Raw genomic sequence first — 12,776 nt, forward strand, 5'->3', positions numbered from 1 at the left:
AATGTGTATCAGCTGACGTAGCTGCTTCCGTTCCAGCGCAGGACCTTCGAGGTGACCGTGCCTCCCGCACAGGACGGTTCGCAGTCGTTGCTCGATTCCTTGATCGCGTACGCACCCGACGCATCGGGGCCCTGGAGGTCGGCGTAGTAATACCGCAACGGGCCGGTCGCGTAGTCGGCCCCGATCGGCGAGAAGCCGTCGGCTGTGGGGTGCAGCACGATGATGCCGTCGTATCGGCCCGGGTTGTACGTCACGAACATGTTGCTGTTCGAGTCCGGCGCCGATGCGGCCATCGCCCATCTGCTCTCGCCGTTGTTGTCGGCAAAACTCCAGCGGATCGTCCCGGATCCGTCGACCGCGAGGATGCAGGCCGGCTGCGGACCGATGCCCTTCCCCAGAACGGTGAACATGCGTGTCGGCCCCCACGACGGGTGCACGACATCGACGGTTCCGGTCACCTTCGTGTTCGCACACAGGGCCGGGGCGCCGTTCGTCGGAGGCTCCGCGGGCAGCGCGGCGGTGGCGGGCGGGGTGGCCGTGTCGGCGCCCGACGTCGTCCCGTCGCTGGTGGAATCTGCGGTCGGGTCGCCGCCCACCGATGTACCGGTCGACGCGGACGCTGTCACCGTCACGGTGCGCGCAACTGCCGGACCGTCGTCGGATCCGCAGCCGGCACACAGCGCGACCATCGCTCCCACCGCCGCCAGGGCTCCGAGAAGGCGGCCAGCACTGTTGACAGACATGTTCGTCACGGTAACGGCCCTGGCGTCCTCCGGCCCGGATTCGGTGAACTGTTCGCGCGAACGCAGTTCCTCCCTGCCGTAGCGTCGGACCCATGTCGACACCCCAGAGGTCCGGCCCGATCGCCACAGGCGTCACCGACTCCGCGCTCGCCGGACTGCGGCGGTGGAACATCGGTCTGACCGTGCTCCACGCGGCGCAGGCGGTGGCGATCCTGCTGTTGGGCAACGGTTTCGCCATCACCGTCAACTCGTCGTTCCCCACCGGTCCACCCGGCGCGGCCCAACCGCCGCCGTCGTCGTTGGTCGACGTGTCGATCGGCGCCGCGATCGCGGTGTTCCTGTTCCTCGCGGCCGCCGATCACCTGCTCACCGCGACCGTCGCACGCGGGATCTACGAGTCGGATCTGCGTCGCGGCATCAACAGGTTCCGGTGGATCGAGTACTCGATCAGCGCAACCATCATGATCGTGCTGATCGGTTTCTACTTCGGTCTCACCGATATCGGCACCGTGATCGTCGTGTGCGGCGCGAACATCGCGATGATCCTGTTCGGCTGGCTGCAGGAGCGCACGAACCCACCCGGCCGCGCCGACACCACGATGCTGCCGTTCTGGTTCGGATGCGTCGCGGGCGCGGCCCCCTGGGTCGCGATCGTGGTCAACTTCGTGGGCGCGGGCGACCGGGTGCCCGGGTTCGTGATCGGCATCTTCGTGTCGCTGCTCGTCTTCTTCTCCACCTTCGCGATCAATCAGTGGTTGCAGTACCGCGAGATCGGCCCGTGGCGCAGCTATGCGTTCGGCGAGAAGACGTACCTGGTGCTGAGCCTCGTCGCGAAGTCACTCCTGGCCTGGCAGATCTTCGGTGGCTCACTGGCCGTGTGACAAATTTTTCCCGTTCCGGAAATAGATGCAGTCTGCATATAGTTGGGCTATACATCTACCTATCCGACGACGAGGGGAACAGTCGTGTTCAAGGCCCTGACCACGCGGTGGCGAAAGTTCTACGGCTCGCTGCCGCCCGCCCTGCAGATGATCGGGCTGCAACTGTGGTTGCCCGTCTTCTTCCTGTTCGCGTTCTGCTTCTGCTATCTGTGGGCGTTCCACTCGCCGCAGATCCACGACGCCCCGGTGGCCGTGGTGAACTCCCCCGCCGCCTCGACCTTCACCGATCAGTTCTCGAAGGCGCAGCCCGGCATGTTCGATTTCCGGCTCTACCAGACCGCCGACGAAGCCACCGAGGCCGTGCGGGACGGCAGCGCCGCCGCGTCGCTCGCCCTGCCGTCGCAGGCGGGCGGCAAGCCGGTCGTCACCATCGCCAGCGCACACCAGTTCCAGGCCGCGCAGCTGATGAAGTCCACCTTCACCCAGACCTTCGCGCAGAACGGGGTGGCACCCCAGGTGAACGACATCGCACCGCTGCCCAAGGGTGACTCCTACGGTCTCGGGGCGATGTACCTGATGCTGTCGTGGTGCATCGGCGGCTACATGGTCGCGATGTTCATCGGCATGATGGGCGCACCGCTGAGCCACCTCACCCGCGTCAGCATCCTGGCCGGCGGCGCCGCGGTCGCCGCGCTGATCACCAACCTCCTCGCGGGCCCGGTCATCGGTGTCTACGAGGGCCACCTGCCGCAGATGATCGGCATCTCGTTCCTGTGGATCCTCGCGGTCGGCCTCGCGGTCAACGGTCTGTCGTACTTCTTCGGACGGTTCATCACGGCCGTCGCATTGCTGATGTTCGTGTTCCTCTCGATCCCGTCCTCCGGCGCGGCCTACCCGACGTGGATGGTGCCGCGGATCTTCGGCGACCTGAATCCGCTGGTCGTCGGCCACGGCATCACCGAGATGATCAAGCGCGTCCTGTACGGCGTCGGCGAACCGTACTGGCAGCCGTTCCTCCTGATGGGCGGGTACGCACTGCTCGGCATCGTCACGATGATCGTCGGCAAGCGCTGGCGTGAGAGCAAGGAGTTCGATCGGATCCTCGCGGGCAAGACGACCATGATGGCCGCCGCGCAGGGCGCCATGATGCGCAAGGGGATGGCCGACCGCGAGCGGATCCTCACCGCGCACGGTCTCGACTCCGACGCCAACCCGATCGAGGAGAGCCCGAACGAGAAGGACCGGTTGACCGACGATCCCGACACCTCGGAGGGGGGTCACTACTCCGTCGACGACATGGAGACGCAGTTCCGCGGTGACCCGATGCTCAACGGCAACAACCTCGGTGGCGGCTTCGCCGACGAGGAGCGCGAGTACGAGATGCGAGAGGCGATCCGCCACCCGAAGCACGAGGCGCCGCGGTAGCCGGCTGACGTCGACAGACATCGTCCGCCTGGGGTCCCACCGTGGACACATCGCCCACGGTGGGCCTCAGGACGGACGATGTCGGTTCGTTCAGCGCCGCAGCGCCCGCCGGGCGAGGGTGTTGCCCAGCCACTGACCGAGCTGCACCAGCACGACGAGGATGACGATGACGACCACGGTCAGCTTCGCGTCGAACTGCTGGTAGCCGTACTGCTGGGCGAAGTCGCCGAGGCCACCGCCACCGACATAGCCGGCCATGGCCGACATGTCGACGATCGCGACGAACACGAACGTGTACCCAAGGATCAGTGGCGCGAGTCCCTCGGGGACGACAACCGTTGCGAGCGTGCGCAGTCGGCTTGCCCCCATGGCGCGGGAGGCCTCGACCACACCGGGGTCCACGGCCACGAGATTCTGTTCGACCACACGCCCGATCACGAACGCCGCCATCACCGTCATGGGGAAGATCGCCGCCTCCGTCCCGATCCGGGTGCCCACGACCTCACGGGTCACCGGCGCCATCGCGGTGATGAAGATGATGAACGGGATGGGCCGCACGATGTTCACCGCGACGTTGAGCACGGTGTAGACCACGGGGTTCGCGAGCAGGTTGGTCGGGCGCGTCGCGTAGAGCAGGGCGCCGAGGCCCAGGCCCAGCACGCCGCCGATCACCAGGGTGAACCCGACCAGCGCGAAGGTCTCGAGCAGCGCGTCCCAGAGCAGCGGACGCAACTGCGGGGTGATGATGTCGCCGAGAAACATCCTCAGGCACCGACCTTCTCGTGCTCGATGACGTCGGTGACCGCGCGTAGACCGGCCACGGCGGTGTCGATCTGCTCGTCGGATCCCTGCAGAGCGACCGTGAACGCACCGAAGGGACGCTGCGACAGCTCCACGATGCCTCCATAGACGATCGACGCCTTGACCCCGGCGCGAGCGAAGTGGTCGGCGACGTCGATGGTGTTCGCACCGGTGTCGGCGTCGATCTCGGTCTCCCGGATGGCGACCGTGACGAACCGACCCTCGTGCCGCGTCCGCAGCCGCGCGAGCGTCTCGTCGGACGGCACGTCGCCGACGGCGCCACGGACGAGTCGCCGCGTAATCGCCGACCGCGGGCGGGCGAAGACGTCGTAGACGTCACCCTGTTCGATGAGTCGCCCACCGTCGAGAACGGCCACGCGATCACAGATCTCGCGGATGACGTCCATCTCGTGGGTGATGACGACGATGGTCGTGCCCAGCTCGCGGTTGACGCGGCGCAGCAACGCAAGGATCTCCGACGTGGTGTCGGGATCCAGTGCGCTCGTGGCCTCGTCGGCCAGCAGGATCTTCGGCGACGTGGCCAAGGCACGGGCGATCCCGACGCGCTGCTTCTGTCCGCCGGAGAGCGCACGCGGGTACTGCGTCGCCTTGTCCGCGATACCCACGAACTCGAGGAGCTCGGTCACCCGCGCCGCACGCTCCTCCTTGGCGACACCTGCTATGCGCAGCGGGAACTCGACGTTGCGTGCCACGGTCCGCGACGAGAACAGGTTGAACTGCTGGAACACCATGCCGATCTCACGGCGTACGCGGCGCAGCTCGTGCTCGCCCGCGGTGCTGATGTCCTCACCGTCGACGATGACCTGTCCCTCGTCGGGACGCTCGAGCCCGTTGATGAGGCGCACGAGTGTGCTCTTGCCCGCGCCGGAGTACCCGATCACACCGGTGATGGTGCCGGCCGCGATGTCGAGATCGACACCGTCGACCGCGGCGGCGACAGCAGGCTTCGACCGACCCGTGCGACGCGGCGCACCGAATCGCCTCGTGGCCCCACGAAACGAGATCGCGGGACGGTCGGTGACCGCGGGCTCAGCCACCGTTGTTCGCGACCTGCTTCTGCAGGTCGACGGTCAGCTGGTGGAGCTCGGCGGGATCGTAGTTCTTCAGGACACCGTTGTCGCCCAACGACTTCTTGACGGCTGCCTCGACGTCGGGGTCGTGGTAGATCGATACGAGCTTCTTGTAGGTCGCGTTGTCCTTGTCCTTCTCACGGGCGACGAAGACGTTGATGTAGGGCTTCGCGATGTCGCTGTTCGGATCGTCTTTGGCGATGATCCTGTCCTCGCCCAATTTTGCCGACGTGGCGTAGTTGTTGTTGACGATCGCGCCGTCGACGGAGTCGAGGCTCTGCGCGGTCTGTCCCGCGTCGATCGCCTTGACCGTGACCTTCGACTTCGCTTGATCGATGTCGGCGATCGTCGAGAATCCGTTGCCGCCGTTGCGGAGCGAGATCAGACCGGCCTGCTGAAGGACGAGGAGCCCACGCGCTTGGTTGGTGGGATCGTTGGGGATGACCACCGAACCGCCCTGCGGGATCTGACTGACCGAGGTGTGCTTCGTCGAGTACAGCGGCAGCGGGTAGACCGCGGTGGCGCCGATGGGGACCAGCTTCTGGTCGTTCTTCTGGTTGTAGGTCGCCAGGTAGAGCATGTGCTGGAACTCGTTGAGCTGCAGCTCGCCCTCGGCCAGTGCGGGATTGGGCTGGTTGTAGTCGGTGAAGTTCACGAGATCGACGGTGATGCCCTCGTCGGCGGCCTTCTTGGTGAAGACGGTCCATTAGCTCTCCGCGGCGTCGGCGACGCCGATCTTCACGGTGTCGGAGTCCGAGTCGGACCCGCATGCGGCCGCACTCCCCATCACCGAGACCGCCGCGACGAACGCGACCGCCAGCTTCTTCCAACCCACTCTTCTCTGATGCACTGCCCTGTCCTTCTCCACGCCGGGATCGCCGGCTCACGTGCGCGCCGATGATCGCGGCGCGTCGACATGGTAGACACGAACCGGACACGCACCTGACCACAGATACGTTGTCCTACAGCGGAACACGGATCTGACCAGCCGCGACGATGCGGGTGGGGCTTTCGCTCCGCACGATCGAAAACCAGGCGGAGGTTGGAGCCGCCGACGCGACCTCGTTGCGGCCGACCGGACTGTCGGTGATGCTGGGACGATGACGACGCCCACCTCGGATGGTTTTCGACCCTACGTCGACCAGCTCATCGATCAACATCGCGCGATCCTGCACGACAGCCTCGACGGCCTCAGCGAGGACGAGGCCAGACGCTCGCTGGTCCCGTCGGCCACCACCCTGCTCGGGCTCCTCAAGCACGCCACGTTCGTCGAGAAGGTTTGGTTCGACCAGGACATCAGCGGTCGGTCGCGATCGGAGATCGGGATACCCGAGTCCTCGGAGGACTCGTTCCTGCTCACACCCGACGACACCATCGCCTCGATACAGGCCGAACACCGTGTCGCGTGCGAACACTCGCGGCAGGTGGCCGCCGCCCTCGACCTCGACACCGAGGTCCGTGGCCGCAGACCGCACCCGCTGTGGGCGTCCTACATGCACGTCCTCCGCGAACTCGCCCACCACTGCGGCCACGCCGACATCCTGCGCGAGCAGATCCTCGCCGCACGCTGAGGGACTGGCCAGAACACAATTCAGCCCCGACCGGAACACCGGTCGGGGCTGAATCGAGAGCTGCTGTGACTACAGGCCCTTGTAGATCTCGCGTGCGAGGTCGGCGGTCTCGGACGGCGTCTTGCCGACCTTGACCCCGGCGGCCTCGAGTGCGTCCTTCTTCGCCTGGGCGGTGCCCGAGCTGCCGGACACGATGGCGCCGGCGTGGCCCATCGTCTTGCCCTCGGGCGCGGTGAATCCCGCGACGTACCCGACGACCGGCTTGGTGACGTTGGCCTTGATGTAATCGGCGGCCCGCTCTTCGGCGTCGCCACCGATCTCACCGATCATCACGATCACCTTGGTCTCGGGATCGGCCTCGAACGCCGCGATGGCGTCGATGTGGGTGGTGCCGATGACCGGGTCACCGCCGATGCCGATGGCGGTCGAGAAACCGATGTCGCGCAGCTCGTACATCATCTGGTAGGTCAGCGTGCCCGACTTCGACACCAGACCGATCTCGCCCTTGCCCGCGATGTTGGCGGGCGTGATGCCCACCAGCGACTCGCCGGGGGTGATGATGCCGGGACAGTTCGGCCCGATGATCCGGGTCTTCTCGCCCTTGGACTTGTTGTAGGCCCAGGCATATGCGCTGTCCTGCACCGGGATTCCCTCGGTGATGACGACCAGCAGCGGGATCTCCGCGTCGATCGCCTCGATGATGGCGTCCTTGGCGAACTTCGGGGGCACGAACGCGATGGAGACATCGGCGCCGGTCTCGGTGATCGCCTCGGCGACCGTGCCGAACACCGGCAGCTCCACGCCAACGTCATGCGACACGGTGGTCCCGGCCTTGCGCGCGTTGACACCGCCGACGACCCGGGTCCCGGCCTTGAGCATCAGGGCGGTGTGCTTGGTGCCCTCGCCGCCGGTGATGCCCTGGACGATGACCTTGGAGTCCTTGTTGAGGAAAATAGACATGAGTCAGCAGTCCTTTACTTGCTCGCCAGTTCGGCGGCCTTGTCGGCGCCGCTGTCCATGGTCTCGGCGAGCGTCACCAGCGGGTGGTTGGCGTCGGCGAGGATCGCACGGCCTTCGTCGACCTTGTTGCCGTCGAGACGGACGACGAGGGGCTTGTTCGCGTCGTCGCCCAGCTTCTTCAGCGCGCCGACGATGCCGTTGGCGACCGCGTCGCACGCGGTGATGCCACCGAAGACGTTGACGAAGACGCTCTTGACCTGATCGTCGCCGAGGATGACGTCGAGACCGGCGGCCATGACCTCGGCCGAGGCACCGCCACCGATGTCGAGGAAGTTGGCGGGCTTCACGCCGCCGTGGGCCTCACCGGCGTACGCGACGACGTCGAGGGTCGACATGACCAGACCCGCGCCGTTGCCGATGATGCCGACCTGTCCGTCGAGCTTGACGTAGTTGAGGTCGTTCTCCTTGGCCTTCTGCTCCAGGGGATCGGTCGCGTCCTTGTCCTCGAACTCGGCGTGACCTTCCTGGCGGAAGTCGGCGTTCGCGTCGAGGGTGACCTTGCCGTCGAGCGCCAGGATCTGGTCGTCGGGGGTGCGAACCAGCGGGTTCACCTCGACAAGGAGCGCGTCCTCCTTGATGAACACCTCCCAGAGCTTCTGGATGGTGTTGGCCGCGGCGTCGAGGACCTCGGCGGGCAGCTTGCCGGCCTCGGCGATCTCACGTGCGAAAGCCAGGTCGACACCCTTCACGGCGTCGACGGGGATGCGGGCGAGTGCGTCGGGGTTCTCCTCGGCGGTCACCTCGATCTCGACACCACCCTCCACCGAGCACATCGCGAGGTAGGTGCGGTTGGTGCGGTCGAGCAGGAAGGAGATGTAGTACTCCTCCGCGATGTCACTCGCCTCGGCCACGAGGAGCTTCTTGACGACGTGGCCCTTGATGTCGAGTCCCAGGATCGCCTCGGCGTTGGCGGTGGCCTCCGCTGCGTCCTTGGAGTACTTCACTCCGCCTGCCTTGCCGCGGCCGCCGACCTTGACCTGAGCCTTGACCATGACGGGCTTGCCGATCTCCTCGGCGATCTGCGTCGCCCCGGCCACCGTGTCGGTAACACGTCCGGCCGATGTGGGGACTTCGTGCTTGGCGAAGAGTTCCTTCGCCTGGTATTCGAACAGATCCATTCAGCTCACCATCTCTAGTGTTTGCCCGCTCCTGATAGTTGTTCTCCCGCGAGGATCGTCTGCGGTCGCGAGCCCCAACGGACTGTATCGCCGCCGTCTGAACGCCTCGGGGACAGTCCCGACGCATGTGCCCCAGATCACGTGCCCAGCGTAGGAGAGGTGCCGCACGAGCGATCGTTCGGGTCCGTTATCTCCCAATCCCCGCTGACCAGCGCTTCTTGTGATGCAGCTCACATCGATGACGAACTGTTCGCGCGCGGTTGCACACGCTGCAATCATTTCGTTACCGTCTCCAAGGCGCGTGGTCACGACCACATCTCCCCCAGGGGAACGCCAACGGAACTCAACCGGGGGTCGTCGCCGAAAGGCGCAGCTCACGCACACCATCGGGTCAGCTCGGCGGTGTCGTGTGTCGAATCGGAAGGTGCAGTCTTGGCAGTACGGATGCGACCTGAGGAGATCACCTCGATCATCCCGATCGATTGGGATGACCTCGACGCCGAGTTCGCCGACCCGTCTCGAGCCGACGCCCATCCGTACACCGCGACGTCGAACCGCCGCACCGACGAGGCCTACGCAGACGTCCGCTCGTCTGATGTCACCGACCGTCCTGTGCGCGACACCCCGCGCCGGCGGCCGCTGCCCGCGGAGGTCACCCAGGACATCCTGATCGCCGAGATCGAGTTCGACGAGACGGCTCATCACCATCCGTTCTCGGTCACCGGCGCACGACCGGACGACTTCGACCCCGCCGACGACGACCGCTCATTCCGGCGCCTCCCGCAGACCCGCGCCCCGCGCTCGGGTGGCAAGCACCGCATCTCGGCGCCGCCCACCGCCCTCAGGGGTCGTGCCGCGCTCCTCGCCGTCGCCGCCGGGGCGGCCGTGGTCGCCGTGAGCGGACAGATCGACACCGGCTCGACGACCGAGGCCCCGCAGAAGGCCGAGCCCGCGTCGGGCTCGGTGAACCGGGCCGCCGCGGTCACCCCGCTCGACCCGTCGGTCACCGGCGACGCCGCCGTCGCACCCGGTGCCGCGCCCACCGATCTCCACGACTTCACCGACCAGCTCGCCACCGGCGACAAGATGGCCCGCGACGCCAAGGCCGCCGACGCCGCGTCACGCACCCCGCTCTACGCCTCGCCGGTCGACATGGGCCTCTACCAGTTCACCTCGGGCTTCGCCTACCGCTGGGGCGCCTTCCACGGCGGCATCGATTTCGCCGCCCCGCTGGGCACCCCGATCCACTCCGCCACCGACGGTGTCGTGGTGGAGGCCGGACCGGCGTCGGGCTTCGGCAACTGGATCCAGGTGAAGGCGTCCGACGGCAGCATCTTCATGTACGGCCACATGGCGTCGAGCGGCGTCCTCGTCACCAAGGGCGAGAAGGTGATGGCCGGACAGGTGATCGCACGCGTCGGCAACGAGGGGTTCTCCACCGGACCGCACGTGCACGTCGAGCGCTGGGTCAACGGCATGAAGGTCGACCCGATGCCGTGGTTCCCCGAGCACGGGGTGCCGCTCTCCAACTACACCGGCTAGGCCGACCCGCCCGCTCGACGGGTCCCGGCTAGAGCTTGTCCACGGGCAGACCGCCCAGTGACATCAGCGTGATCCGGCCGCTGCTGCCGAAGTCGAAGGTCACCCGCTCGGTGGCCCCCGATCCCTCTTTCGCGACCACCTTGCCCATGCCGTACTTGGCATGGTTCACGCGGTCGCCGACCGCGACCGACACCTGGTTGTTGCGTCCCCGCGTGGGACTGGCCGAATACGAGCTGCGACCACGGGCCGAACTGCGCTCGCCACCCCCGTTGCCGTTGCCGCCGGAGCGGAACGAGTCGGAGCCGAAGAAGCCGCCGGAACTGCCGAACGACCGCTCACGGCGTCGGGGCTCGGTGCGGCGCCAATCGATGAGATGCTGCGGGATCTCCTGCAGGAAACGCGATTCCGGGTTCGACACGGGCTGTCCCCACGCCGAACGCACCATCGACCTCGTGACGTAGAGCCGCTTGCGGGCACGCGTGATGCCGACGTAGGCGAGTCGTCGCTCCTCGCTGAGCTCGGCGGGGTCGCCCAGGGCGCGCATGTGCGGGAACTGCCCGTCCTCCCACCCGGTGACGAACACGACCGGGAACTCCAGCCCCTTCGCGGTGTGCAGCGTCATCATCGTCACCATCCCCGCGGCGCTGTCGGGCACCTGATCGGCGTCGGCGACCAGCGACACACGCTCGAGGAACGCGGCGAGCGAACCGGGCTCGGGAAGGCCCTCCTCCGGGTCGGGGCGGTCGGCGGGATCGAGCGCGGCGGCGTCGGCGCTGAACTCCCGTGCGACGGAGATCAACTCGTTGACGTTGTCGAGGCGCGCGCCGTCCTGTGGGTCGCTCGAACCCTCCAGCTCGTCCCGGTACCCCGAACGGTGGGCGATGGCCTCGACGAGTTCACCGATGTCGGCGCTCTCCGAGCCGGCGTCGATGGTGGTGGTGTCGGCGTCGGGGGTGTCGGACTCGCCGAACACCGCCAGGAAGTCGTTGCGCAACCCCTCGATGAGGTCGACGAAGCCCGAGATCTGTTTGACGGCACGGCTGTTGAGCAGCGGCACGTTGCCCGCGGCGGCGTCGATCAGCGCCTGGTAGAAGCTGACGCCTGCGTTCTCGGAGTACACCGCGACACATGCCTGGGCACGGTCACCGATGGCGCGCTTGGGGGTGTTGACGATGCGTCGCAGGCTCACGGTGTCGTCGGGGTTGGCCACCACGCGCAGGTACGCGACGATGTCGCGGACCTCCTTGCGTTCGTAGAACCGGACGCCGCCGACGACCTTGTATGCGATGCCGAGGCGGATGAAGATGTCCTCCAGCGATCGCGAACCGGTGTTCGTCCGGTAGAACACCGCGACGTCGGAGTACGTGAACTCGCCACTGTCGCACAGCGAGTCGATCTCGCGGGCGATGAACGACGCCTCGTCGTGCTCGTTGTCGGCGACGTAACCGGCGATCAGCTCACCCTCGCCGGCGTCGGTCCACAGCTTCTTCTCGCGCCGGTTGGGGTTGCGTGCGATCACCGCGTTGGCCGCCGACAGGATCGTCTGCGTGGAGCGGTAGTTCTGTTCCAGCAGCACGGTCTCGGTGTCGGGGAAGTCGCGCTCGAACTCCTCGATGTTGCGGATCGTCGCGCCGCGGAACGCGTAGATCGACTGGTCGGCGTCACCGACCACGCACAGTTCCGACGGGCTGACCGCACCTTCGCCGGTGCCCACCAGCTCACGCACCAGGACGTATTGGGCGTGGTTGGTGTCCTGGTACTCGTCGACCAGCACGTGCCGGAAGCGACGTCGGTAGTACTCGGCGACCTCGGGGTGATTCTGCAGCAGCGCAACGGTTTCGCCGATGAGATCGTCGAAGTCGAAGGCGTTCGCCGCCCGCAGACGTGCCTGGTACCGCGTGTAGATGTCGGCGAGGGTGGTGGCGGTGTCGTCGTCGGCCTCGGCGGCGGTGGCGGTCGCCGACTCGGGGCTGATGAGCTCGTTCTTCAGGTTCGAGATGTGGATGCCCGAGCCGCGCGGGCTGAACTTCTTCGGGTCGAGGTCGAGGTCGCGCACGATCATCGCCAGCAGTCGCTTGGAATCGTCGGCGTCGTAGATGGAGAAGTTCGAGTTGCGGCTCTCGATGAGCGCGGCCTGCGCGCGCAGGATCCGCACACAGGTCGAGTGGAACGTCGAGACCCACATGCGGTTCGCGCGGGGACCGACGAGTTCGATCACCCGCTCCCGCATCTCGGCGGCGGCCTTGTTGGTGAACGTGATGGCGAGGACCTCGCCGGGCGAGACGTCGCGCTGGGCGAGCAGGTAGGCGATGCGTCGGGTGAGCACCGAGGTCTTGCCCGATCCGGCGCCCGCGACGATCAGCAGGGGGCCGCCGGTGTGCATCACGGCGGCGCGTTGCTGCGGGTTCAGGCCGTCGAGGAGTTCGCGGGCGCGATCGGTGAGGGCGTCGCCGGACATGCCGGAGACCACGGGATCGCCCCTGGTGAGGCCGGGAAGAGAGGGCTGTGGTGCGCGTGTCATCAGGGAACGATCCTACTCGCGCGGTCGGACAGGACGCCCGCGCCATGCGCACAGGTGTTCTAG

Annotated in this window: 11 protein-coding genes and 1 pseudogene; 4 read left to right on the top strand and 8 right to left on the bottom strand. The window is 66.9% G+C overall.

Going from position 1 to position 12,776, the window contains the following annotated elements; genetic code table 11:
* Window positions 1–8 precede the first annotated feature (8 nt).
* On the bottom strand, window positions 9–743 hold the full coding sequence (locus TU34_RS22415; RefSeq protein ID WP_150116576.1) for a hypothetical protein: 735 nt from the start codon (window positions 741–743) through the stop codon (window positions 9–11).
* 92 nt (window positions 744–835) lie between these two features.
* Here TU34_RS22415 and heR point away from each other — a divergent pair, with 92 nt between their 5' ends.
* Complete coding sequence (gene heR / locus TU34_RS16760) at window positions 836–1,624, top strand: heliorhodopsin HeR (protein ID WP_052688997.1); 789 nt, start codon at window positions 836–838, stop codon at window positions 1,622–1,624.
* 84 nt (window positions 1,625–1,708) lie between these two features.
* Window positions 1,709–3,049, top strand: coding sequence for an ABC transporter permease (locus TU34_RS16765; protein WP_052688998.1), 1,341 nt, complete (start codon window positions 1,709–1,711; stop codon window positions 3,047–3,049).
* Window positions 3,050–3,139: 90 nt separating this feature from the next.
* On the opposite strand, the gene TU34_RS16770 is transcribed toward TU34_RS16765, so the two are convergent.
* The 4 genes and pseudogenes from TU34_RS16770 to TU34_RS24360 all read right to left on the bottom strand — a co-directional run bounded on the left by TU34_RS16770 (window position 3,140) and on the right by TU34_RS24360 (window position 5,791).
* The gene (locus TU34_RS16770) at window positions 3,140–3,811 is read right to left on the bottom strand and encodes a methionine ABC transporter permease (RefSeq protein ID WP_045824035.1); all 672 of its coding nucleotides are present in this window, start codon (window positions 3,809–3,811) and stop codon (window positions 3,140–3,142) included.
* 2 nt (window positions 3,812–3,813) lie between these two features.
* Window positions 3,814–4,908, bottom strand: coding sequence for a methionine ABC transporter ATP-binding protein (locus tag TU34_RS16775; RefSeq protein ID WP_238981359.1), 1,095 nt, complete (start codon window positions 4,906–4,908; stop codon window positions 3,814–3,816).
* Window positions 4,901–5,623, bottom strand: a pseudogene (locus tag TU34_RS16780) (MetQ/NlpA family ABC transporter substrate-binding protein); the annotation flags it as partial. The pseudogene TU34_RS16780 and the gene TU34_RS16775, both read right to left, overlap by 8 nt.
* Window positions 5,624–5,647: 24 nt before the next feature.
* A complete protein-coding gene (locus tag TU34_RS24360) occupies window positions 5,648–5,791 on the bottom strand; it encodes a hypothetical protein (RefSeq protein ID WP_238981361.1) in 144 nt (47 codons plus the stop codon).
* A gap of 250 nt (window positions 5,792–6,041) precedes the next feature.
* On the opposite strand from TU34_RS24360, the gene TU34_RS16785 reads away from it, so the two are divergent.
* Window positions 6,042–6,512 (top strand): DinB family protein, encoded by a 471-nt coding sequence (locus tag TU34_RS16785; protein WP_045824036.1) that lies wholly within the window; start codon window positions 6,042–6,044, stop codon window positions 6,510–6,512.
* Between the two features lie 69 nt (window positions 6,513–6,581).
* Here the strand turns inward: TU34_RS16785 and sucD are convergent, their stop codons facing one another.
* On the bottom strand, window positions 6,582–7,472 hold the full coding sequence (sucD, locus tag TU34_RS16790) for a succinate--CoA ligase subunit alpha (protein ID WP_045824037.1): 891 nt from the start codon (window positions 7,470–7,472) through the stop codon (window positions 6,582–6,584).
* A 14-nt stretch (window positions 7,473–7,486) separates the two neighbouring features.
* The gene (sucC, locus tag TU34_RS16795) at window positions 7,487–8,650 is read right to left on the bottom strand and encodes an ADP-forming succinate--CoA ligase subunit beta (RefSeq protein ID WP_045824038.1); all 1,164 of its coding nucleotides are present in this window, start codon (window positions 8,648–8,650) and stop codon (window positions 7,487–7,489) included.
* Window positions 8,651–9,082: 432 nt separating this feature from the next.
* On the opposite strand from sucC, the gene TU34_RS16800 reads away from it, so the two are divergent.
* Window positions 9,083–10,192, top strand: coding sequence for a M23 family metallopeptidase (locus TU34_RS16800; protein ID WP_238981362.1), 1,110 nt, complete (start codon window positions 9,083–9,085; stop codon window positions 10,190–10,192).
* Between the two features lie 28 nt (window positions 10,193–10,220).
* On the opposite strand, the gene TU34_RS16805 is transcribed toward TU34_RS16800, so the two are convergent.
* Window positions 10,221–12,713: a UvrD-helicase domain-containing protein gene (locus TU34_RS16805; RefSeq protein ID WP_082080376.1), complete on the bottom strand. Its 2,493-nt coding sequence runs from the start codon at window positions 12,711–12,713 to the stop codon at window positions 10,221–10,223.
* Window positions 12,714–12,776 lie beyond the last annotated feature (63 nt).

Source organism: Williamsia herbipolensis (assembly GCF_000964005.1).
GTDB lineage: Bacteria > Actinomycetota > Actinomycetes > Mycobacteriales > Mycobacteriaceae > Williamsia_A > Williamsia_A herbipolensis.